Genomic DNA, 22,058 nt, shown 5'->3' with positions numbered 1-22,058 from the left:
TATTAATTTATTTTCCATTATTAGAGATATTTGCAATAACCTGACTCAAGGCATGATCAAATACAGAGTGATCTTCAAGTAAATGAGATTGATCATTCAGTAGTTCTATATTAAATTTTGATGCATTTTTTTCTATAACCATAGTGCCTTTTCGGTCAACGAAAATCATACGTGCATCTTCCTCGGTAATGATAGAAAGCTTAAGTCTGCGTGGTGGTGTGTCTTCACCAGTATAGATTTTAAACCAGACGCCAGGTCTAACGTACTCAGGTAATTCTGAAATAATATCTATAGATGTCTGTTGTGTTTTTTCACTTGGACTTGGCTCATCCTGACTATTGTCAGCGTATACTGAGTCTTTTAATGAAATATCATTTTCTTCAGTTAATGCTTTCTCTTCAAAGTATTCAGAATTGTGTATTGTTTTTTCGTAATGTCGTTTCAGATTTTCAGTCGCTATGTGCGACTTTTCTTTATTCTGTTTTGTTGTTGCAAGTTTAGCTCTTATAGTGGTTACTATTTCTTCATAGTTATTGTTTAAAGAAAGCCATTCTTTACGATTGTTTATTGTAGATAATGATTTAGTGACGATTTTAAGTATATCTATAGATTCCTGCCACTCATAACTACTCTTTCCAAATTTTAAATAGCTACCAAACATATACGTTGACCAGTTATTAAGAAGTAATGGTTGTATAGGTTTTGGTAGTTTGATATTCATTGTGTGGTACTGCAATTCAGACAACACAATTTGTCTAGCATGTTCCTTTACGATTTGAGCACGAGTTACATCTTCATTTTGTTTTAAATTCTTTTGCTCAATTGTCTTTAAGCGTTGTAAAGAAGTCAGTGCAGTTCTAAAGCTAACAGTGTTTTTATCAAAGCTACGTAAAAGCTGATCAAGTATTAAATTTATAGTCTGATAAACGGTGTTGTCTTCATCGTCAATGCCGATTCCCAGATGCGCTACAGTATCAAGTAAAGTTCTTGCAGGATGTTTGTTGTCGTAGAAAAAATTATGATCAATAAGTGAAGTTTTAATAACGGGTATTTGCAATCTTAATAACAGGGTTTTAATGGCACCTGAAATGTTCTGATCACGTAAAAATGCGCCAAAAATCATCTCAACAAAATCAATCGTGCGCCCATCTATCTGGTTCATTGTTTTTGGAACGGTCACATTACTCATTTTTGCCATGCTGTTGAGTAAGGCAGTTTGAAATTTATCGGTATTAATGTTGACCTGCTGACCCGCAATATATTTTGATTTATATGTCAGCTGTATATTTGTTAATGCTTTTAAAACATCATCGCGGTTAAAGAAGTTTTTACCAGATGCAGAATTACGCAGGGCAGTGTTATCGCCTGCCGAGTCTTTTACATAACCATTGATGATTTTAGAGAGATACTCTTTATCATCAAGATTAATAGCCGAAATCTTTACCGTGTTATCAAAAGGGCTCATGTACACTTCCTGTTAGCGTAGCAATTCTGTAAAAGTACAAAAGTACACATAACATTGCATATGAGGATTGTCGAATCCACCACACCCGAATATGAGGTATAGATGTTGTTAGTGCACATTCTTTTATGCAAAACATACGTTTTGCTGGTGCTTTTAACATTTGATGGATTGCATTTAGGCCTTGCCGCAACACCACGCTTGTAATACTAATCCCCTAAAAGGGTTAATATTGTGATCAACTTCACGAAGTTAGGTATTACGGTAAACTTAACTATAGGGGGTTTCTTGAATAAAACAATCTTTATCTGGTTTATTAGCGGTTATCTATCGACTTTTTAGATTAAAGAGTTAATTATTAGAGTTGAGGCGCGGTAGCTAACTTATTGATATTTAACGAATTATCTAAAATAATTTGTATTTGTGTAAAAGTCTTCATTCTGTACTGGCCAGTAACCGGGGATTCCAAGTAGAGGTAAGGCATTAAATTTCTGAGGGTTACTGGATATCTGATTTTCCCAGATATTTGCCAGTTTTTCATCCAGATCTTTGTAATTATCGTTGTTTATATCATCTAATAACAACTGATCTTCAAGCAGGATGCAATGACAGGTCATACCGATATAAGGGTTTATAGCTTTTTCAAACATAGCATGTCCAAATATAACGCAGCGTAGATTATTTTCAAATTCATTCTGATTGCTAATAAACAGTTCATGCCATTGATGGTTTTTTATAAGATCAAGCATCTTTCTGTTATTTGTGATTATGATGGCACCGCATTCATCAAACTGTGTAATTCTATTTTCGAGAGTTGAACGATTGCTTCCTACTGGTCTTTTAATGGCCTGTTTGTAATGAATTTTATTCAATGTTTTTTTTGTTTTTGGAAACTTAAGCCAGATGAGAGCATTAAAAAAATCATGCCAGTTATATGTTCTGGTCTGTAATTCGTTTTTTAAATAAACTCGTGGTTCATATTGATCTTCAAAGCTATTTATACTTGTCGATTGTGGAACAGGTTTAATGCCTACATCTTTTTTATTAAATAATTCAGAATATTCATTGATGGTCGGCCAGTCATTAAATTGACCGAAATTATTCGTCAGTGATTGAAGCTGTCGAATAATAGGTGAGCTGTGAAAGATTGATGTGTTCCATTGGTCTTTAATAGTCATAATTATAAATAATCATTTATATGTTCGATAATTATATCGACATTATTGTAATCGAGTACTATTGGGTGATAAATTTCATCAACTTTAATAAATAATGAAGGAAAGCTATCTGCTCCAATTTTTCTGCTTAGAGTAATTTGTCGTTGTAAGTCTATATTTATTTTATCAGAGTGGATATCAAATTTAAATTGATCTACATCCAGATTAATTTCTTTTGCTATATTGTAAAGTACTGAATAGTCCGATGGGTTTTGTGCTGTTAAATAATAAGCTTTCTGTATAGCAGAATTCATTTTACCTTCAGCTCTTACAGATTGGTTTTTTGCAGCAAGCACTGCTCTGCAGGCAGGGTAGGTAGAGCGTTTTGGTATGTTGGATGTCCAGAATTCATAGTTAAAAATACAACCAGGAATTGTTTCTTCAATTCTTTTCCAGTTTAACTTAATTTGTTTCTGCATAGCTTCTGGCATTGGTTCGTCTGTGTCAGTCGCTAACCCTCCAAGTAAATATTGTATTGTTACTTTATGCTTTAGTTTTTCAATTAATAAACTTAATGCAGGTTTAAATCCATAACACCAGCTACACATAGGATCGTGTACATAAATTAAAGTGATGTTAGAGTTCATAAAAGTCAACATTACAGCTAATATTTATTTCTTTGTTTGTTAACGGATGAATGAAGTTTATTTTTTCTGCATGTAATAACAATCTAGAACTTGCATTACGACTCTGATATGTTCCGTAGATATCATCGCCTAATATTGCATGACCAAGTGAAGACATATGTACCCGAAGTTGATGGCTGCGCCCGGTAACAGGCTCAAGCATAACTATACTGGTATTGTTATTATCAGAACTTATTAATGTATATTTTGTTTTAGATTGTTTGCCATTTTTATAGTCAATCTTTTGTCTTGGACGATTTATCCAGTCTGTTATAAGGGGCTGGTCGATAGTGCCTTTTTTATCTTTAAGTACGCCATGTACTTTGGCTATATATTGTTTATTAATCTGCTTTTTTTCAAAAAGCATGCTCATCCTCTTTTGCATTTCTTTATTTAGTGCAAATAAAATCAGGCCAGATGTTGGCATGTCTAGACGATGAATAACGAGTGCCCGGGGGTGCTCTAATTGTAGTCGTGAATGCATGCAGTCCTGTTTATCATCTCCTCGACCGGGTACAGATAGAAGCCCACTGGGTTTGTTTAGTGCAATCAGGTCATTATCCTGATAAAGAATATCAAGTTTAAGGTGAGTTGGTGGGTTATAAATTACAGGTCGTAACATGATATATAAACAGCTTATTTATTTAAAAGGGGTTTAAATAGAGGTTCAAGGCCATTTACTTTAATTTCATATGTTATACCTAACATACGTCCTAATTCACCCTCAGGGAAACCCTTGCCATGAAACCAGACAACATAAGGTTCAGGAAGATCTATTAGTAATTGTCCTGCATGCTTACCAAATGGCATGCGATATGAAGCGAGTTTAATAATATCTTCATGTGCAAGCCCTGCATCAAAAGCAGGTATATTTTCAGTTGTCATATAAGTACGGTTGTTGGAATGAACTGCTATTATATCAATATAGATTCATAAATTGGCATCTATATTATTTTTGAATTCCTCGACTTCATCCAATCCATAAGTGACAAAATATGCAAATTACAGATATTTATCGATACTGGCAAAAACTTGGAAATAATGCTGCAGGTAGATGGTTGTTTAATCACTTAATACCATTAATTAATCCATACACCGGTGCATTAAAGGCAAATGTGATTGATTTACAAAAAGGCTATGCAAAGATGGAGTTAAATGATCGCAGAGGCGTTCGTAACCATTTAAACTCAATACATGCTATTGCCCTGACTAATCTTGGCGAATTTACCAGTGGACTGGCTCTTATTTCATTATTTAAAGATAATACACGTGGAATTCCTGTGGAGATTAAAATCAATTTTATAAAAAAAGCTAGAGGGACATTAACTGCGGAATGTTCAACAGAGCTGCCTGATTTCTCGGATTCAGTTGAGCATACGGTTATTGCAATTATAAAAGATGAGGAAAAAGATGAGGTCGCCCAAGTCCAGGTAGTGTGGAAATTAGGGCTCAAACAGGATTAATATGACTGAAAATAATTTATTTCTTAAACACACCGGCATACAGCACCCGATTATATGTGGACCAATGTATCCTTGTAGTAACCCTGAATTAGTTGCAGCAGCTTCGAATGCTGGTGGAATTGGCATTATACAGCCTATTTCTCTAACGTATGTTCATGGTTATGAGTTTATTGAAGGACTAAAGTATATAAAATCATTAACAGATAAACCTCTGGGGATGAATCTTCTGATAGAAAAAGGATCTAAAAAATATCATCAACGCATGCAATATTGGTTAGATAGTGCTCTTGATGAGGGTGTTAATTTTTTTATAACGTCTTTAGGTAAGCCAGACTGGGTGGTAGAGGCTGCTCATAAAGCGGGTGCTATTGTCTACCATGATGTGACAGAAGCTAAGTGGGCTGAGAAAGCAGTTGATGTAGGTGTAGATGGCTTAATCGCAGTAAATAACAGGGCAGGAGGCCATGCAGGTACAAAATATTATGATGAGTTATTATCGCAATTAAAGTCTTATGATTTACCCATAGTTTGTGCAGGTGGTATTGGAAATGCTGAATCTTACCATCAGGCTTTAGCTAAAGGATATCAGGCTGTGCAAATGGGTACTCGCTTCATAGCCTCAAAAGAATGCAGTGCGAATGAAGCGTATAAACAGGCGATTATAAACTCAAAAGAAAAAGATATCGTTTTAAGTGAGCGTATTACAGGTGTGCCTGTTTCAGTAATCAATACTCCCTATATACAGAAAAAAGGACTCAAGCCAAATGTTCTAGAGCGTTGGATGTTAAATAGTCCCAAGTTTAAATATTTGATGCGTACGGTACTGGCTCTTAAATCGCTGCATTCACTGAAAAAATCATTACTGGATGAATCGGGTGATGTTGATTACTGGCAGGCTGGAAAAAGTGTTGATACGATTGATTCAGTATTATCAGTTGAAGAAATTATTCAGGAGTTTGTGTCTTAGTTTTAATTAATCTTTCTAAGTATTTTTCGGGTAACTCAATTTTACAGTTTGGGATGTTATCTTCTAAATTTCTACACTTGTTGAGTGTTAGCTTTTCCTCGTCGTCATCTGGTTCGATGATTTTGTAACCAGGAAACTCAGTATCATCAATAACATTTTTCATATGTGAACGATCTGAGTAGAAGTGTTTAAGGTAATAGTTTGGCTTTATAGACTTTATTAAAGGTTGAAAGGATTCATTAAGTTTAATCGTTTGAGGGAATGTTTCATTAAAATAATCGATAAGTCTGACAGGAAATCCACATCGGCTATCGAAATCAAAAACAACGATATTTCCACTAAGCTCAGCAGTTAGAATAACATGATAATCCCATATAACGGGTTTGTATGTATCAGCCTTATTTTGTCCAAAAAGGGCGACAGAACTGGTCTGGTTTAGAATGAATAATACGTCTATGGGTTTAGCGATCTGATTCGTATATAATGTGTTAATTAATTTCCAGATATTCTCCTCACAGAATAGAGGAGTATAGGTATTTGCTGTCTTATCTAATTGTTTCATGTAGGTTTTGTGTAAATGAATGTAACTGATTTAATATTAATAATAGGATTGACATTAGTTATATGGTTCTGGCTTGAATCTATGAAAATTAATGAAAAAGCCCGATTATTTGGGGCAAAGTTATGTAAAAAAAATAATGTACAGTTTTTAGATGATACTGTCCATCTATCGTCAATGAAATTTGGTAAAAATAGCTATGGCCAGATAAAGCTTTTACGTAAATACAAGTTTGAATTCACCAATAGTGAATATCATCGTTATAATGGTGAGCTGACACTAGTTGGTCAACAGTTACTGCATTCACATATGGATGTTTATCAATTTAACGATATTGATATTAACCCCTAGTTATTATAATTTAAATTACTTTAAGAGAACTATATTATTATGTTAAGCATACTTAGTTTGTTACATGTTATTGCTGCTGTTATCTGGGTAGGGGGTATGGTCTTTGCTCATACATTTCTACGCCCGGCTATAGTTGAAACCTTAGAACCCCCGGCACGTCTAACACTCTGGGTTAGTGTATTTAAACGTTTTTTTTTAGTGGTGTGGCTTTGCGTAATACTATTGCCTGTCACGGGTTACTTTATGATATTTAGTGTCTGGGGAAGTATGTCTGTTACTCCCCTATATGTGCATGCTATGAATGGTATTGGCATGATTATGATTATTATCTATCTTTATATCTTCTTTTTACCTTATAAAAATTTGAGAATGGCCGTGATCAATCAGCAATGGCCTGTAGGTGCTCAGGCATTAGCCAAAATACGTTTTTTTGTTGGTGTGAATATATTACTTGGGCTTGCCGTTATTGTGATTGCAGCAGGTGGGCGATTTTTAGTTTAATTTTTAAGTAATGACAACATGTTCTCATCTGCCCAATGTACTGCGGTTAGATATGACTGTATAAATTGTTCAGAGTTGATATCTGAGTTATTTAGCTCATTCCAGTTGCTTTTTTCGTACTGTAATACGTAGTTATATATTTCACCCTGTGGGCCTTTATGGTCTAGCAGGGCAAGTTTTATTTCAGTGCTCAGAATCACCGTGTCTAAAAGATCAATCATTGGTTGATCCATCAGTGCATCAAGTACAGAAAATAAACCAATTACAAACATCTGGTGTTTTATATCAGGATGATATTTTTCAGCCAGTAATTCACACATTTTTCCTCGTATCATTCCTGTTACGATAACTTCCGTCGGTTTTGAATCAATGATCTTTGACATCATAATCAAAGAAATCCAGTTTTTCAGTTTGCTTATACCTAATAAAACTATCGCATCCTTGATGGAATTTACTTCTGTTCTTAAGCCAAATGATGCGCTATTTATATATCTTAGTAGCTTGTACGAGAGGGTTATATCCTGAATCAGAATTTTTTCAAGTTCATCGGAGTCGATGTCGGGGTTCTGTAGTTTTTGTATTAAATTTAATATTACAAGCTTGTTGCTGGGTAGAGATCTTTTCTTAAGCATTTCTGGATAGCTAAAAAAATAACCCTGAAAAAAATCAAAATCGAGTTCGTAGCAGAAACGATACATTTCATGTGTTTCAATTTTTTCGGCAATAAACTGAACCGGATAGGGTTTAAGTAATAAGAGTTGTTGTTTGATCTGATCTTTATTAAGGGCATGTATATCAATTTTGATAAAATCTGCTAGCTCAATAAAGGGTATAAGTTCTTCCTGAAAAATAAAGTCATCAAGAGCAATTCTGTATCCCTCAGCTTTAAGTCGTTTAATGCCTTCAATTACATCTTTATCAGGTTTAATATCTTCCAGAACTTCAAGCACGGCCTGCTCATTAAACATAGGAGTGAGCTCTTCATTGATAATGAATTCACGAGGAAGATTAATAAAAGCAAGTGCACTACCAGCTATATTGTCTATACCTATATGCATAAAAGTATTGAGGATAGTTTCACAGGAAGCTTGATCTCCATCGCTAAAGTTTGCCATATTGATATCGTTGTTGCGATACAGAAGCTCATAAGCCATAACACCCTGATCACGGTTGTAGATGGGTTGACGTGCAATAAATAGGTGATCCATAAATATCCTGTTAATATCCTAAATTTAAATATAGCCTATTTTTATTTAATCTGACACGACAAAACGCACTTAATGAATCAGTTTTTACTCACTAAAGCTCAAAAAAATCAGGTTATTCATCAAACCAGGCATTATATTGAGCTCGCTAACCAGCAACATAACTTAAATCTTACGGAAATTAAGGTTAAATTTGATCTTAAGGGACGCACATCCGGCATGTTTATGGTGCGTAATGGTTTAACCAGTATTCGTTATAATGAAATAATTTTCTCTCATTATTTTGAGGATTCACTGATAAATACAGTTGCACATGAGGTTGCGCATTATGTTGTGCACACAATATGGGGAGTTAAAAAAGTTAAACCTCATGGCAAAGAGTGGCAGCAGGTTATGCTTATGTTTGATGTTAAACCTGACGTTACCAGTCAATATGATGTTAGTGGTTTGCCATTGCATCGGCAAACACAACATGACTATAGCTGTGGTTGTATGATGCATCAGTTATCTACGACACGGCATAATAAAGTTCAAAAGAAGAAGGCTATATACAAATGCAGAAAGTGCCGCTTGCCTTTAAGATTAAGTAGTAGAAATATCTGATCATGTTGTAATAATTAGCCTGATAGAATCCAGTCGATTAACGGGATTGTCCAGTGCAGCTCTAAAGCCATTTAGTTGTGATTTAAAAAACTCGATTTCCTCATCTCTAACTTGAGGGTTAACTGCTTTTAAGGCTGTTAATCTGTCAATTTCATTTTCCAGGATTAATAAATTTGTTGAATAATGTGACTGAAGATATTCAGATGCATGAGTTGAAATATCATCAGAAATGCGGGACAAAATGTTTTTAATGTCACTTTCTTTAAGTTGAACTATCTGTTTCGCAATCGCTTTTGCAACGGATTTAAATTTATAAGTTTTAAACTCAGGGCTAATATCTTCACAGCTTTCAGTGTATGTGCTTAAAACAGGTAAAGCCTGTAATTGTTCGCTTGTAATCTCCTGCTGATGCTCATGCGGAATTTCAATATTTAAAACATGTACAGTTTGTATTAATAACTGACCTGGTTGAAAGTCATTTGACTTAATGCTACACACAGACGTGTTACCCATCTCATTACCTAATAACATATCAATGCCATTAAGAACCATTGGATGGTCCCAGCTCAGAAAATGCATATCATCGTGGCTTAATGCAACATTGCGGTCAAAAGTAACTGTCATGCCATCATCATGTAGTCCTGGAAACTGACCAACCATATGCTCCGCGGGGCTAATGATATAACTGCCGGATTTATGTTCTTCTATATTTACACCGTAACAGTCAAACAGATCATTCATGTATAGTTTTAATTGTGAGTTCTGTTCAAAGTTTTCAATTTTTGACTGTATTTTATTTGCTATGTCTTTACGGCATGAACTGTATTCAAGCAAGCGATCACGACCTTCATGCATTACCTGGTTAAGGTCGATGTAATCCTGTTTGCATAAATTAACAAAGTCATCATATTCGTCATCAGATGTCTGTGAAGATGATAATGACTCAATCAGTTGTTCTTTATATTTACTGAATATTTCAGCACCGGCAGGGCAGGTACTATTAAAAGCATTTAATGCATTGTCGTACCAGTTATAAAGACGCTGCTGAGCTGAGTGTTCAAAATAAGGTACATGAATATTTATTGTTTGTGTTTGCCCAATACGGTCAAGACGACCTATTCGTTGTTCTAGCAGGTCAGGGTTAAGTGGTAAATCGAAAAGCACAAGATGGTGTGAAAACTGAAAATTTCGACCTTCACTACCAATTTCTGAACACATTAAAATTTGCACACCGGTTTCATTATCAGCAAAGTCTGCAGCGCGTTTATCACGATCAACAATACTTAAGTTTTCGTGAAAAACAGACGAAGCTATTGCAAATTGTGTTTTAAGTGCATTAGATAACTCAATTGCTGTATCAGCGTAATGTGTAATTAAAAGTATTTTTTCAGTTTTATGTTTGTTCAGTAACTCAACTAACCAGTTAACTCTGGGATCAAAAAGTGTCCATTCACTTGAATCGTTTTTTGTTCGTTCAGGATGAAGCAGATCTGTCGAGCCTGAAGCAATGGCTGTTTTGTACTGTTCAGGCAATGTTAACGGGTATGAAATAACCTGCCTTTCAGGGAAACCCTGAATAGCCGCACGCGTATTTCTAAATAACACTCGACCTGTTCCGTGACAGTCTAATAAATGGTGAATTACATCTGATTTATTCTGTTCTGTTAATTGTCCGTTTTTAACTAATTCAATATCAACATTACTTTCCAGTGACATCAGATGATTTAATAATGAATCGGACAGTTGGTCATTATTACTAATGCCTTCTATTAAATCAGCAATTATCTGATACTGATTTTCCTGTTGAACAAAACTTTCATAATCATTAAACCGATCCGGGTCTAGCAGGCGTAATCTGGCAAAGTGACTCTCCTTGCCAAACTGTTCAGGTGTTGCAGTCAGTAATAATAAACCTTTGGTAATAGCAGCCAGTTTTTCTACTAATTTATATTCTTCACTAACATGCTCATTACTCCATGCAAGGTGATGGGCTTCATCAATAATTAATAAATCCCAGTCAGAATTAAGAACCTGTTCGAATCGGTCTGGGTTATTAGTAAATAAATCGAGGCTGCAAAGTATCTGTTGTTCTGCATGAAATGGATTTTCAAAATCTGTGCTCTCGGTGATAGCGAGACAACGTTCTTCATCAAAAATACTAAAATATAAATTAAAACGTCTTAATAGTTCTACTAACCATTGGTGAATTAATGCATCCGGTACAATAATTAGCACTCGATTGGCCCGGCCTCTATTCATCTGTTGATGCAAAATCAAACAGGCCTCAATCGTTTTGCCCAGACCAACTTCATCCGCAAGTAAAACGCGTGGTGCATAACGGCTGGCAATTTCATTGGCTATATATAATTGATGTGGTATCAGGCTGGTTCGTGCGCCTGTGAGTCCACTAATGCCGCTGCTATAGTTTTTTTGCAGGTTTAGCCATGTCTGGTAACGCAGGTCGAACCATTTGTTTTTATCTACCTGGCCACTAATTAGTCTTTCGAGAGGCTTGTTTAACTGAATTGACGTGTCCAGATCGCGTTCTTCAAGTAATTCTAATTCACCGTTTTCTGTTTTAACCTGATAGATGAGCAGAGAGTCTTCTTCGAAAACATCTTCAACCTGTAATTTCCGCTTATGAATATCAGTAATTTCATCACCGGTATTAAAGCGTATACGTGTTAGTGGAGCTGATTCCTTTGCATATGTACGCGTCTCTCCAGTTGCATGAAATAATATGCTAACCGTACGGTGCTCAACAGATAGAACCGTGCCCAGTCCCATCATTAATTCGGCATCATTTATCCAGCGTTGGTCTATTACAAATTCTGACATGGTTATTTAAGACCCGGATTTCCTGTTAAAAAAGCGTTATTATACGTGACAATTAAAATCAATTATTAGAAATAAATTATGAAAGCGAATGAAATTAAACGCGGCTCCTTTATACATCATGATGGTCAGAATATTGTAATTAAGAGTGTTTTCTGTCAAACCGCCTCATCACGTAGTGGTAATACCATTTATAAGATGAAAGGGCAGGTTCTGGTTACCAAGAAAAAATTTGAACATGGTTTTCTTGGGGATGAAAATGTTGACGTAATAGATGTCAATCGCTCTGCGGTGCAGCCTCTATACAGGGAGGGGGATGCATGGGTATTTATGGATAATGAGTCTTATGAGCAATATACCCTTGCAGATGAGGATATACAGGATGAACTGGCATTTCTGATGGAAGGTCTGGAAGGGGTTAATGCACTGATTGTTGAAGATCAGATTATGGGTATAGAATTACCAGCCTCCGTTGTGCTTACGATAGAAGATACCGCGCCCGGTATTAAAGGTGCATCGTCTTCAGCAAGAACAAAACCGGCGACACTTTCAACAGGGCTTGTTGTTCAGGTACCTGAATACCTGTCAAACGGGCAGCCGATTAAAATTAATACTGAAACTCAGGAATACCTGTCCAGAGCATGAGTTGGTACGTTTACTTACTCCACTGTGCCGATGATAGTTATTACACGGGGATTACGACTGATCCAAAACGACGTCTACATGAACATAATGAAGATAATAATAAAGCGGCAAAGTACACCAGAGCCAGACGGCCATTAAAAATGGTGTATTTTGATTTGTGTGACTCTCGTTCTGATGCGGCAAGCAGGGAATACGAGATACGTAAGTTGAGTCGTAAAAAGAAGGTTGATCTGGCTCACTCTATGCGAAATGAATTAGATGGTTTGTAGGCGTTAACTTTGGCTGATGATGATTTAGTGCGATAAATCATACAAAATTCATTTTATGGCGCAATAAATGAAACTACACCGAGATTTATCTCAAATTGGTGTATTATGCGCAGCAGAAATTAAGATACCTGCTGAAACACACTCATCAGGTCAGAAAAACACACATAATACTGAGGAAGAAACATGAAATTAATCCTGTTAGGCGCACCTGGTGCTGGTAAAGGCACAGTCGCTAAATTACTGACTAAAATGGACGGCTCTGTTCAAATTTCAACTGGTGACATTCTGCGTGCTGCAGTTGCTGCTGGCACAGAGCTTGGTAAGCAAGCTGAAGCTGCAATGAAAGCGGGTGATTTAGTATCTGACGATCTGATCATGGGTATCATGGGCGAACGTTTAAAAGAAGACGATTGCAAAGCTGGTTACCTGTTAGACGGTTTCCCACGTACTATTCCTCAAGCTGAAGCACTTAAAGTATTAATGAAAGACATCGGTGAAGAGCTGGATATGGTTGTAGATATTCAGGTTGCACGTGATGTTATCCTTGATCGTTTAACGACTCGTCGTACATGTACTGATTGTGGTGAAATTTACAATGTTAAATCTAACCCACCAAAAGAAGAAGGCAAGTGTGACAAGTGTGGTGGTCCAGTTGTACAGCGTGATGACGAAACTGAAGAAGCTATCGGTAACCGTCTTGACGTATTCAATGAGCAAACAGCTCCACTAGTTGGCTTCTATGAAAAAGAAGGTAATCTGGTATCTGTTGATGCGACTACTAGCCAATCTGTAATCGATGCAATCACTGCTCGTTTAGACGCTAATAAGTAAGATCTGTATATAAATTTCCTTTAATAAAGGGAATTCATACTTAAAGGCCAGCCCTCACTCAGTGAGAGCTGGCCTTTTTAGTATCAGGCGATTAAATTCGGGGTTATATGACGACAGGGGTCGGTCCTGAATTCACTTGCTCTATTTGAGCCATATCAAGAAAAAATCAAACCTGCTATAATTCGCGCCCTTCAAAACCCGTAAATCAACTTAAAAGAGTTAAGCCTATGTTCCGTCTGGGATGTGAAAATCGTGTATGTGTCCAAAACGAAGTCCTTTCAGGATTAACAGTTGCGTTAGCGCTGGTGCCAGAAGCGATAGCTTTTGCTTTTATTGCGGGTGTTGAACCACTGGTTGGTTTATATGCGGCATTTATGGTGGGTTTGTTAGCGGCTATCTTTGGCGGTCGCCCGGGAATGATATCGGGTGCAACGGGCGCTATGGCGGTTGTTATGGTGGCTCTGGTGGCGGATCACGGGGTTGAGTACCTGTTTGCAGCTGTTGTGTTAACGGGGATATTACAGATACTTGCGGGTGTATTTAAGTTAGGTAAGTTTATTCGTATCGTGCCACACCCGGTAATGCTGGGTTTTGTAAATGGTCTGGCAATTGTTATTTTCCTTGCGCAAATGAAGAGTTTTCAGGTTGATGTGAATGGAGTATCAGAATGGATGACAGGTGCGCCATTATTGATCTTTGGCGGTTTAATCGTATTAACCATGGCTATTATTCATTTCTTACCAAAGCTTACCACCGCTGTACCCTCGTCACTTGCTGCTATTGTGGTTGTTTCATTATTAGTCATTGGTTTGAATATAGATACGAATACCGTTGGTGATCTGGCATCCATTAAAGGTGAATTGCCACAGTTCCATATTCCACTTGTTCCATTTGATTTAGAGACACTTAAAATTATTTTTCCCTACGCCATTATTTTAGCGGCAATTGGTTTAATTGAGTCTTTATTAACATTGACATTAATAGATGAAATAACCAATACCCGGGGGCGTGGAAACCGTGAATGTATCGGTCAGGGTATAGCAAATACTGCAACCGGGTTTTTTGGTGGTATGGGTGGCTGTGCCATGATTGGCCAGAGTATGATTAATGTTAATTCTGGTGGTCATCAACGTTTATCAGGTGTTTCCGCTGCGCTATTTTTACTGGCATTTATTTTGTTTGCATCCAGTTTAATTGAGCAAATTCCCATGGCTGCATTAGTGGGTGTTATGTTTATTGTAGTAATAGGTACATTTGAATGGTCAAGTTTCCGTATCTTCGGAAAAATTCCACGTCATGATGCATTTGTTATTGTGCTTGTTTCAGGCGTAACCGTTGCAAGTGATCTCGCAATAGCGGTTGTTGTTGGTGTCATTGTATCGGCATTAGTATTTGCATGGGAACATGCAAAACATATTAATGTTACAGATTATATTGATGATAAAGGTTCGAAAGTATATGAGTTGAACGGGCCTTTATTTTTTGGTTCAGTTAAAAACTTCCGTGAATTATTTGCGCCGGAAAATGACCCTGAAGATGTCATTATTGAATTTAAAAATTCACGTGTGTCTGACCATTCAGCCATTGAAGCGATTGATAACTTAGCAGAACGTTATATTAAAGCAGGCAAGAAACTTCATTTACGCCATTTATCAGAAGAGTGTAAGCAGTTACTGGATAAAGCAGGTGATCTGGTAGAGGTAAACAGGCTTGAAGATCCTAGCTACCATGTTGCTGATGATAAACTGGCTTGATGAGAAAACCTTAAGTCGGAAGGTATACATCTTTAGTCAAAAGCGATATCCCTTTGGGATATCGCTTTTTTGTTTTTGACTTAAGACTACCCCTAGTACCTTATAGGCATATGTGCCTGAATATCTTTTAAGGTGTGTCGAACAAGGTTTTTATCCACTTCTGATACTACGAATTTATTTGTTTCATTACCCAGATTTTTTCTCAGGTCACCAAGAAATTTTGGTGGTGACATTAATATAAGTTTATTAAACTGGCCTTTGTTTCTAGCCGAATTTAAGTGATCACCGATGGTGCGCGCAAACTCTGTGCGTTCATGATCTTTATGGGTATCGAGTGAGCCGCATAACTGCGAATGCCTGCTTTCTTTTTGCTGATTACCGCTCAGGTGTTGGAAGTGACTTCTGTTGATTGAATGAGTAAAGCCAGTGATTTCTTTAAGGGATTTATTTGATTCATTTTTTTCAACTTCGTAAATTTTTGCACGGCTGCTTTCTGCAACCACAACCCAGGTTTTAGGCATAGATTAACTCCGTTAGTGTTGACTATGGCCGGAATACCGCTATAGATTAAACTCTATTAACTGGTAAGGCGGGCAGGTATAAACTTGTTATTTAGCTCCTTTTATAAAATTCATAATCAATATATAAGGCCAGCCCAGCTTGTTTGATAATTCAAATTATTTATACGGCTTATTACATTTTTTAATTGCTCGAATATTAACTAATTTTTAAAACTGGAAGAGATGAAATGTAGTTTACTTATATGAGTTAACCCTATGAATACACACATTATTTTAGAATGCTATTATTAAATGCTCACTAAATAGTTAATAGATAATATTATGTTTAACTGCTATATTAGTGTTTCGTAATTTAGACGAACGGTATCTGAGAATCCAATGTCCATTAAAGTTGAGAATGAAGTCGAGCTGACAAAAACAACCTGTCCGTATTGTGGTGTTGGTTGTGGCATTGTGGTGAGTAAGGATCAGAATGAGTACAAAGTCAGAGGTAATCCTGATCATCCATCAAACCTGGGCCGAATATGTTCAAAAGGTGCCGCTTTAGCCGATACGCTTGATGATGAAGGGCGCATGCTGCAACCTCAGATAAATGGTATGGAAGTGCCATGGGATGATGCGCTGGAACTGATTGCTCAACGTTTTCAATATAGCATAGACAAATTTGGTCGTGACTCTGTGGCAATGTATGTATCCGGGCAATTATTAACTGAAGATTATTACGTTGCTAATAAGTTAATGAAGGGCTTCATTGGTAATGCGAATATTGATACGAATTCACGTTTATGTATGTCGTCAGTTGTTGCGGCTCAAAAACGAGCTTATGGTTCTGATAGTGTTCCCTGTAGTTATGAAGATCTTGAGCGAACTAATCTAATTGTTATTGTGGGTTCAAATACAGCCTGGTGTCACCCGGTAATTTTTCAACGTATACGTCAGGCTAAAAAAGATAACCCTGGTTTACAGGTTGTTATTATTGATCCGCGTAAAACGGCAAGTTGTGATATTGCTGATATTCATCTGGCTATTAATTCGGGTAAAGACCCGGTTTTATTTAATGGTTTATTAAGTTATTTAAATGATCAGGGTGAAATTAATAAATTATTTACAGATAATTGCGTCGATGGTCTGGAGTCAACACTTGAATCTGCGTATGAGTCTTCCGGCGATATAGATGAAGTCGCAAAAATTTGTGGTTTAAGTAAAGAGCAGATTGAAGATTTTTATGCGCTGTTTGCTCGTAAAGAAAAAGTAGTCACATTATTTTCTCAGGGGATTAATCAGAGCAGTTCCGGAACCGATAAGATAAATGCCATTATAAACTGTCATCTTTTATCCGGACGAATAGGACGACCGGGCATGGGTGCCTTTTCTCTCACAGGGCAACCAAATGCAATGGGTGGACGTGAAGTAGGGGGGCTGTGTAATCAGTTAACTGCGCACATGGATTTAGAAAATGCTTCTCACCGTGAGTTAGTTCAACAACACTGGCAGTCACCCTTTATTGCAGATAAAGCAGGTTATAAAGCCGTCGATTTATTTGATGCAATTTTAGATGACAAAATTAAAGCGCTATGGGTAATAGGTACCAATCCAGCGGTTAGCATGCCGGATAATAATCGGGTGCGGGAGGCGTTATCTCATTGTGAATTTTTAGTTGTGCAGGATTGTATGCAAAGTACAGACACGACTGATTTAGGGCATGTGTTGTTACCCGCAAGTACCTGGGGTGAGCGAGATGGTATGGTGACCAATTCTGAAAGACGACTGTCTCGTCAACGTTCATTCAGGGATGCACCCGGTGAAGCATTACCAGACTGGAAAGTGATTTCTCTGGTAGCCGGTAAAATGGGGTTTGAATCTGAGTTCAACTACGAATCACCTCTCGAAATTTTTAAAGAATTTGCAGCATTAAGTGGTAAGGAAAATAACGGGACACGTGATTTCGATATCTCTTTATATTCAGATCTTGATGAAAAAGGTTATGAGCAATTTATTCCAACACAATGGCCGGTTACTTTTAATCAGTTAAATGGTACAAAACGTTTATTTGAGAATGGGCGTTTTTTTACGGACTCAGGTAAAGCACGAATGATTCCGGTGATTCCTCAAGGTCCGGCTAACCCGGTGACAGAGCAGTACCCGTTAATATTAAACAGCGGGAGAATTCGTGATCAATGGCATACCATGACACGGACTGGAAAATCGCCAAAACTGTCTACGCATATTTCTGAAGCATATATACAAATACACCCTGAAGATGCGGGTAAATATAATATAGTTGCGGAGAACTTGGTAAATGTTTCTAGTCGCTGGGGTGAAGTTACTGTTAGGGCCTGCATCAGTGATGAAGTGCCTGAGGGCATGGTGTTTATGCCGATGCACTGGAATGATCAGTATGCATCAAATGCGGTAACAGGAAAATTAGTTAACCCGGATCGTGACCCGTATTCCGGTCAGCCTGAATTTAAACATACACCTGTTTCAATTAAAGCCGCTAAAAAATCCTGGTATGGGTTTTTATTAAGTCGTCGTCAGCTTGATCTTTCAACACAGGATTACTGGAACTTAAATAAAGGACATCATTTGTGGCGTTATGAAATAGCGGGTAATGATACGCCGGATAACTGGGCAGAAAATGCACGTAATTTATTATGCGCGCATGAAGAAAATGTTTCATGGATGGAGTATTTTGACCCATCAGCAAAACGATATCGTGCCGCACGAATTGTTGGTGAGTCATTAGAAAGTTGTATATTTATTAGTCCTGATCAGCACCTGCCAAATCGTGACTGGTTAATGGCACTTTTTGATAAACAAAGCTTAAACGATAAAGAAAAGGCATTTTTATTATCCGGACGTCCTGGTGAGGCCGGCGATGATGCGGGAGCGAGTGTTTGTGCCTGTTTTGGTGTCGGTCGTAATACTATTTTAAAAGCCATTAAAGAAGATAAGTTAGACTCAATTGATGCAATAGGTAAAGCGCTACAGGCAGGAACCAACTGTGGATCATGTATTCCTGAGTTAACGGCTTTGTTAAATGAAAAATCTTAATTTCCTTAAGCATTGACACAGAGGTGCTGAGGCGCAGAGAATGTAATATGTTATATATACGGCATGTTATGAAATATCAGCTTTATATATTAGTGGGTTTGTTTTGTTAATTTAAATACTCTGTGCCTCTGCGTCAAATATCTTCACAATGGGGCTAAAGATAGGTGAAATATGAAAACCGTATTATTTGCCAGACATGCCAAGTCTAACTGGGGTCAGGAAGGTATAAGCGATTTTGAACGGCCGTTAAATAGCCAGGGTGAAGTGGATGCACCTGCCATGGCTTCTTATCTGGAGCAATGTGGTTATGTTATTCATCAGATATTAAGCAGTGATGCCGCGCGCGCCATGGCGACAGCAACTGAATACAAAAATCATCTTACTCCTCAAATCGATATTTTAACCGAGCATTCACTTTATCTTGCTTCACATCTTGATATTGCTGATGTGGTAAAGAATATATCGGCAAAGAACTCAACAGTGATGATAGTGGGGCATAACCCGGGAATGTCTGAAATTGTAGATTATTATGTTGATGGTAGTGTTGATGATATGCCTACCTGCAGTGTGGCAATCGTTCAGTTTGATGTCTCAAACTGGAAGGATGTAAAAGTAGCAAGTGGAGACCTGCTTGCATTTGAATACCCTAAAAAACTTATTTAATTTTTATTTTCGTAAACGGCCATTATTGATTTAAGCTCAATTGTTAATTCATTAATTTCAGCTTCAGTAAAGTCCTCTGTGCCGACAACGGTTTTACCTGACTCCAGTGTTTTTATAATTGCATTAACGGATGAGCAGCCAGTGCTACAAATACTTTCAATGGCCTGCATTACCTTTTTCTGATTCATTGTTTACTGCTCTTTATATTTTTGCGTATTTCATGTAACCAGGCCTGAAAAGTCGGATAATTATTATATTCTTTACCAATCACATAACGTAAAACATTATTTAAGCGATAAAAGCGAATAACCGATTCCACTCTTAATATTTCATTTCCAGTTTCATCAAAAAATATCAGACTGGGTGCAAAGGTTAAATTTAAATCATCAGCCCATTTTCTGGCGGTGGTATGTTTGCCCTGAGGTGTAATGACAGGTGTATCATCCATTGAATTTAATTGAACGACGTCTAGTTCCTCTAATTGACTGGTTACTTCAGGCTTACTTAAAGTGTCTCCGTGTAAGACATCACAGGCATGGCATCGCCCGTGTTCAAATAAAACAACAAGCGGATTTACCTGAGAGCTTTGTTTTGTGTTTTTTCTTCGGTCTAAATTATATGGCGGTGTCTGGAAGGTGTCGTTTTCATTTAGTTCTTCAGAGCCAAAACTTAAAGCAGCTTCTGCACGAGTTAAATACTGACGAAAGGATTCGCGTAAGTAATGTGAGTCAGCGACATATTCTAACGCCGCTCTGAATTGATACTTAGGTCTATAACCCGGTAGTTTAAGAGCTAACTGAGCTTTAGCGTTATAAAAGAGTAAAGAAGGGGTGAAGTTGGTGCGTCGATGTGCTGCAAAGTTTTTTTCTGTCCAGGTCTTTCCGTTAAAGTCTGTAACGGTGCGATCGCCACGTACATCAATTGCGATAACATTATAATGCTGTTGGGTGAATTTGATAATGGCCGGGTCGCCCCAGTTTATCTCCAGTAAGGATTCGCAATAAGCGCAGTCTTTACGACCAAAATATAAAATGATGCCTTTTTTGCCTTCTTTCAGGGCGTCATCGAGGCTTTCCTGTAAATCGAGAAAGCTTAGGCTAAACCATTCAGGTAAGTGTAGGTCTTCCTTAAGTGGAAAATCATCAAAAACCAGTGCATCATCAGTATCCTGTGAGTTGGCTAGAGCAGTGTTATTGATAAGCAGGAGCAATGATAAAATAAAAAATACACGCATAATATTCAAAGATTTTAATATCCGTAAAAAGTCAGGTCGATTTTAAGTTTGTCCGCATTAAGAGGGATTTTAGCAACACTAAAAATATATCTCTGTTTATCTACCATTCTAGCTTATTTTGTGAGGTCTTTGCATGTATTCATGACTTCGCATTTCCTGTAAACGACTGGTTGTACGCTTGAATTCAAATGCAAGCTGCTTACCGCTATAGAGGTCCTCTGGTCGGCCATCAGCGCTGCTTAGCAAATTGACATTTCTATCGTAGAATTCATCAATCATGTTAATAAACCTTTTTGCTTTATCATTTTGATTATCATTCATTCTGGGGATATTGCTAACAAATACGGTATGAAACTGTCTGGCGATTTCTATGTAATCAGCAGATCCTCGTTTATTACCGCATAACACATGAAAATCGAACCATATTATTTTATCAGTATAAAGGATGCTTTCTATGATTCGATAATTAATGTGGATTTTATAATTTCGTTGAGCAGGGCAGGTAATGAGCTCCAGAAAGCGTGATTCAAGAATCTGGTCGCTACTTTCGGTTAAAATTTGCCAGGTATCCGCTTTTTCCAGTAGGCGTAAGCGGTGGTCTGTATCACCATTCAGTTCAACAATCTGACAATGGTTTTTTATAAGCTCAATAGCGGGTAAAAAACGCTCTCTCTGCAGGCCGTTTTTGTATAAATTGTCAGGTATCTGATTGGATGTAATGACGAGTACCACGTCTTCTTCTAGAAGGTTTTCAAGTAAGCCATATAGCAGCATAGCGTCAGTAATGTCGGATACGTGAAATTCATCAAGGCAAAGTAACTGGTACCGTTTTGCGAATGATCTGGCAATAAATCTTAGGGGTTGTTTCTGCTCACCAATAAGGCTTAACTGGTCATGAATAGCCTGCATAAAGTGATGAAAGTGTAGTCTGATTTTGCGTTTGCCTATTGGACTATGAATATCAAAACTATCAAAGAACATATCCATTAGCCAGGTTTTACCGCGCCCTACATCGCCCCAGATATAACAGCCCTGAAGTGACTCGGTAGGTATTTTTAAAAATGATTTAATTTTATGGGTAAAGGTTTGTTTGCGCTGTAGATGATTAATTAACGTAAGCTGTAATTGTGAAAGGTGTTCAACCGCTTTTAATTGCTCAGGATCATGCTGATAGCTTTTCTGTTGCAGCTGTTTATTGTATTCATCAATTATGGGCATAAAATTATTTTATGGGTTCTTTCTGTTATAATACAATAAGTTATGTAATGAAGTTAATGTTAAGTGTTATTAGTTTCACA

The 22,058-nt window shown here is 37.2% G+C and carries 23 protein-coding genes; 11 read left to right on the top strand and 12 right to left on the bottom strand.

All coding sequences use genetic code 11. The features are described 5' to 3' along the window. Nucleotides 1–7 precede the first annotated feature (7 nt). From DIZ80_07165 to DIZ80_07145, 5 genes are all read right to left on the bottom strand, one after another. Nucleotides 8–1,465: a hypothetical protein gene (locus DIZ80_07165; protein RDH83909.1), complete on the bottom strand. Its 1,458-nt coding sequence runs from the start codon at nucleotides 1,463–1,465 to the stop codon at nucleotides 8–10. 398 nt (nucleotides 1,466–1,863) lie between these two features. Further along, a complete protein-coding gene (locus tag DIZ80_07160; protein RDH83908.1) occupies nucleotides 1,864–2,640 on the bottom strand; it encodes a hypothetical protein in 777 nt (258 codons plus the stop codon). A 2-nt stretch (nucleotides 2,641–2,642) separates the two neighbouring features. Then, nucleotides 2,643–3,266 (bottom strand): DsbA family protein, encoded by a 624-nt coding sequence (locus DIZ80_07155; GenBank protein ID RDH83907.1) that lies wholly within the window; start codon nucleotides 3,264–3,266, stop codon nucleotides 2,643–2,645. Next, on the bottom strand, nucleotides 3,256–3,927 hold the full coding sequence (locus DIZ80_07150) for an RNA pseudouridine synthase (GenBank protein RDH83906.1): 672 nt from the start codon (nucleotides 3,925–3,927) through the stop codon (nucleotides 3,256–3,258). The genes DIZ80_07155 and DIZ80_07150 overlap by 11 nt, the downstream gene beginning before the upstream one ends. Nucleotides 3,928–3,941: 14 nt before the next feature. Continuing rightward, nucleotides 3,942–4,190 (bottom strand): hypothetical protein, encoded by a 249-nt coding sequence (locus tag DIZ80_07145; protein RDH83905.1) that lies wholly within the window; start codon nucleotides 4,188–4,190, stop codon nucleotides 3,942–3,944. Nucleotides 4,191–4,300: 110 nt separating this feature from the next. Here DIZ80_07145 and DIZ80_07140 point away from each other — a divergent pair, with 110 nt between their 5' ends. Next, nucleotides 4,301–4,768 carry a DUF4442 domain-containing protein gene (locus DIZ80_07140; GenBank protein RDH83904.1) on the top strand — a complete coding sequence of 156 codons (468 nt, stop codon included), beginning with the start codon at nucleotides 4,301–4,303 and terminating at the stop codon, nucleotides 4,766–4,768. A 1-nt stretch (nucleotide 4,769) separates the two neighbouring features. Then, nucleotides 4,770–5,735, top strand: a complete 966-nt coding sequence (locus DIZ80_07135; GenBank protein ID RDH83903.1) for a 2-nitropropane dioxygenase — start codon at nucleotides 4,770–4,772, stop codon at nucleotides 5,733–5,735. Here the strand turns inward: DIZ80_07135 and DIZ80_07130 are convergent. Next, entirely contained in the window at nucleotides 5,713–6,297 is a 585-nt protein-coding gene (locus DIZ80_07130; protein RDH83902.1) for a hypothetical protein, read from the bottom strand. The two genes, DIZ80_07135 and DIZ80_07130, sit on opposite strands and share 23 nt — an antisense overlap. Nucleotides 6,298–6,312: 15 nt before the next feature. Between DIZ80_07130 and DIZ80_07125 the strand changes: the two genes are divergently transcribed. Further along, nucleotides 6,313–6,645 carry a DUF3301 domain-containing protein gene (locus tag DIZ80_07125; GenBank protein RDH83901.1) on the top strand — a complete coding sequence of 111 codons (333 nt, stop codon included), beginning with the start codon at nucleotides 6,313–6,315 and terminating at the stop codon, nucleotides 6,643–6,645. A 39-nt stretch (nucleotides 6,646–6,684) separates the two neighbouring features. Then, on the top strand, nucleotides 6,685–7,146 hold the full coding sequence (locus tag DIZ80_07120) for a hypothetical protein (GenBank protein RDH83900.1): 462 nt from the start codon (nucleotides 6,685–6,687) through the stop codon (nucleotides 7,144–7,146). Here DIZ80_07120 and DIZ80_07115 read toward each other — a convergent pair. Continuing rightward, nucleotides 7,143–8,354 (bottom strand): hypothetical protein, encoded by a 1,212-nt coding sequence (locus DIZ80_07115; GenBank protein ID RDH83899.1) that lies wholly within the window; start codon nucleotides 8,352–8,354, stop codon nucleotides 7,143–7,145. The two genes, DIZ80_07120 and DIZ80_07115, sit on opposite strands and share 4 nt — an antisense overlap. Nucleotides 8,355–8,426: 72 nt before the next feature. Between DIZ80_07115 and DIZ80_07110 the strand changes: the two genes are divergently transcribed. After that, entirely contained in the window at nucleotides 8,427–8,954 is a 528-nt protein-coding gene (locus tag DIZ80_07110) for a metallopeptidase (SprT family) (GenBank protein RDH83898.1), read from the top strand. On the opposite strand, the gene DIZ80_07105 is transcribed toward DIZ80_07110, so the two are convergent. Further along, nucleotides 8,955–11,792, bottom strand: a complete 2,838-nt coding sequence (locus DIZ80_07105; protein ID RDH83897.1) for an RNA polymerase-associated protein RapA — start codon at nucleotides 11,790–11,792, stop codon at nucleotides 8,955–8,957. Between the two features lie 78 nt (nucleotides 11,793–11,870). Between DIZ80_07105 and DIZ80_07100 the strand changes: the two genes are divergently transcribed. From DIZ80_07100 to DIZ80_07085, 4 genes are all read left to right on the top strand, one after another. Then, complete coding sequence (locus tag DIZ80_07100) at nucleotides 11,871–12,434, top strand: elongation factor P-like protein YeiP (protein RDH83896.1); 564 nt, start codon at nucleotides 11,871–11,873, stop codon at nucleotides 12,432–12,434. Continuing rightward, a complete protein-coding gene (locus tag DIZ80_07095) occupies nucleotides 12,431–12,703 on the top strand; it encodes an endonuclease (GenBank protein ID RDH83895.1) in 273 nt (90 codons plus the stop codon). The genes DIZ80_07100 and DIZ80_07095 overlap by 4 nt, the downstream gene beginning before the upstream one ends. Nucleotides 12,704–12,886: 183 nt before the next feature. Continuing rightward, entirely contained in the window at nucleotides 12,887–13,534 is a 648-nt protein-coding gene (locus DIZ80_07090; GenBank protein ID RDH83894.1) for an adenylate kinase, read from the top strand. 227 nt (nucleotides 13,535–13,761) lie between these two features. Next, nucleotides 13,762–15,288: a sodium-independent anion transporter gene (locus DIZ80_07085; GenBank protein ID RDH83893.1), complete on the top strand. Its 1,527-nt coding sequence runs from the start codon at nucleotides 13,762–13,764 to the stop codon at nucleotides 15,286–15,288. A 92-nt stretch (nucleotides 15,289–15,380) separates the two neighbouring features. Here DIZ80_07085 and DIZ80_07080 read toward each other — a convergent pair whose 3' ends face one another. Beyond that, nucleotides 15,381–15,809, bottom strand: coding sequence for a hypothetical protein (locus tag DIZ80_07080; protein ID RDH83892.1), 429 nt, complete (start codon nucleotides 15,807–15,809; stop codon nucleotides 15,381–15,383). A gap of 378 nt (nucleotides 15,810–16,187) precedes the next feature. Between DIZ80_07080 and DIZ80_07075 the strand changes: the two genes are divergently transcribed. Together DIZ80_07075 and DIZ80_07070 are read left to right on the top strand one after the other, a co-directional pair. Further along, a complete protein-coding gene (locus DIZ80_07075; GenBank protein RDH83891.1) occupies nucleotides 16,188–18,863 on the top strand; it encodes a nitrate reductase in 2,676 nt (891 codons plus the stop codon). A 171-nt stretch (nucleotides 18,864–19,034) separates the two neighbouring features. Next, a complete protein-coding gene (locus DIZ80_07070) occupies nucleotides 19,035–19,526 on the top strand; it encodes a hypothetical protein (GenBank protein ID RDH83890.1) in 492 nt (163 codons plus the stop codon). On the opposite strand, the gene DIZ80_07065 is transcribed toward DIZ80_07070, so the two are convergent. From DIZ80_07065 to DIZ80_07055, 3 genes are all read right to left on the bottom strand, one after another. Further along, entirely contained in the window at nucleotides 19,523–19,714 is a 192-nt protein-coding gene (locus tag DIZ80_07065) for a hypothetical protein (GenBank protein ID RDH83889.1), read from the bottom strand. The genes DIZ80_07070 and DIZ80_07065 overlap by 4 nt on opposite strands. Further along, nucleotides 19,711–20,760 carry a thioredoxin gene (locus tag DIZ80_07060; GenBank protein ID RDH83888.1) on the bottom strand — a complete coding sequence of 350 codons (1,050 nt, stop codon included), beginning with the start codon at nucleotides 20,758–20,760 and terminating at the stop codon, nucleotides 19,711–19,713. Before DIZ80_07060 ends, DIZ80_07065 begins: the two co-directional genes overlap by 4 nt. 108 nt (nucleotides 20,761–20,868) lie before the next feature. Beyond that, the gene (locus DIZ80_07055; protein ID RDH83887.1) at nucleotides 20,869–21,978 is read right to left on the bottom strand and encodes a cell division protein ZapE; all 1,110 of its coding nucleotides are present in this window, start codon (nucleotides 21,976–21,978) and stop codon (nucleotides 20,869–20,871) included. Between the last annotated feature and the right edge of the window lie 80 nt (nucleotides 21,979–22,058).

Source organism: endosymbiont of Galathealinum brachiosum (genome assembly GCA_003349885.1).
Taxonomy (GTDB): Bacteria; Pseudomonadota; Gammaproteobacteria; order SZUA-229; family SZUA-229; genus SZUA-229.
This window is presented reverse-complemented; position numbering and strand designations above follow the sequence as displayed.

Excerpts from the sequence above, each read along its gene's own strand:
- DIZ80_07070 (RDH83890.1), top strand. The coding sequence starts at position 19,035 with ATGAAAACCGTATTATTTGCCAGACATGCCAAGTCTAACTGGGGTCAG.
- DIZ80_07150 (RDH83906.1), bottom strand. The coding sequence starts at position 3,927 with ATGTTACGACCTGTAATTTATAACCCACCAACTCACCTTAAACTTGAT.
- DIZ80_07145 (RDH83905.1), bottom strand. The coding sequence starts at position 4,190 with ATGACAACTGAAAATATACCTGCTTTTGATGCAGGGCTTGCACATGAA.
- DIZ80_07055 (RDH83887.1), bottom strand. The coding sequence starts at position 21,978 with ATGCCCATAATTGATGAATACAATAAACAGCTGCAACAGAAAAGCTAT.
- DIZ80_07115 (RDH83899.1), bottom strand. The coding sequence starts at position 8,354 with ATGGATCACCTATTTATTGCACGTCAACCCATCTACAACCGTGATCAG.
- DIZ80_07110 (RDH83898.1), top strand. The coding sequence starts at position 8,427 with ATGAATCAGTTTTTACTCACTAAAGCTCAAAAAAATCAGGTTATTCAT.
- DIZ80_07120 (RDH83900.1), top strand. The coding sequence starts at position 6,685 with ATGTTAAGCATACTTAGTTTGTTACATGTTATTGCTGCTGTTATCTGG.
- DIZ80_07140 (RDH83904.1), top strand. The coding sequence starts at position 4,301 with ATGCAAATTACAGATATTTATCGATACTGGCAAAAACTTGGAAATAAT.
- DIZ80_07130 (RDH83902.1), bottom strand. The coding sequence starts at position 6,297 with ATGAAACAATTAGATAAGACAGCAAATACCTATACTCCTCTATTCTGT.
- DIZ80_07105 (RDH83897.1), bottom strand. The coding sequence starts at position 11,792 with ATGTCAGAATTTGTAATAGACCAACGCTGGATAAATGATGCCGAATTA.
- DIZ80_07065 (RDH83889.1), bottom strand. The coding sequence starts at position 19,714 with ATGAATCAGAAAAAGGTAATGCAGGCCATTGAAAGTATTTGTAGCACT.
- DIZ80_07090 (RDH83894.1), top strand. The coding sequence starts at position 12,887 with ATGAAATTAATCCTGTTAGGCGCACCTGGTGCTGGTAAAGGCACAGTC.
- DIZ80_07155 (RDH83907.1), bottom strand. The coding sequence starts at position 3,266 with ATGAACTCTAACATCACTTTAATTTATGTACACGATCCTATGTGTAGC.
- DIZ80_07135 (RDH83903.1), top strand. The coding sequence starts at position 4,770 with ATGACTGAAAATAATTTATTTCTTAAACACACCGGCATACAGCACCCG.
- DIZ80_07060 (RDH83888.1), bottom strand. The coding sequence starts at position 20,760 with ATGCGTGTATTTTTTATTTTATCATTGCTCCTGCTTATCAATAACACT.
- DIZ80_07165 (RDH83909.1), bottom strand. The coding sequence starts at position 1,465 with ATGAGCCCTTTTGATAACACGGTAAAGATTTCGGCTATTAATCTTGAT.
- DIZ80_07095 (RDH83895.1), top strand. The coding sequence starts at position 12,431 with ATGAGTTGGTACGTTTACTTACTCCACTGTGCCGATGATAGTTATTAC.
- DIZ80_07085 (RDH83893.1), top strand. The coding sequence starts at position 13,762 with ATGTTCCGTCTGGGATGTGAAAATCGTGTATGTGTCCAAAACGAAGTC.
- DIZ80_07100 (RDH83896.1), top strand. The coding sequence starts at position 11,871 with ATGAAAGCGAATGAAATTAAACGCGGCTCCTTTATACATCATGATGGT.
- DIZ80_07160 (RDH83908.1), bottom strand. The coding sequence starts at position 2,640 with ATGACTATTAAAGACCAATGGAACACATCAATCTTTCACAGCTCACCT.
- DIZ80_07075 (RDH83891.1), top strand. The coding sequence starts at position 16,188 with ATGTCCATTAAAGTTGAGAATGAAGTCGAGCTGACAAAAACAACCTGT.
- DIZ80_07080 (RDH83892.1), bottom strand. The coding sequence starts at position 15,809 with ATGCCTAAAACCTGGGTTGTGGTTGCAGAAAGCAGCCGTGCAAAAATT.
- DIZ80_07125 (RDH83901.1), top strand. The coding sequence starts at position 6,313 with ATGAATGTAACTGATTTAATATTAATAATAGGATTGACATTAGTTATA.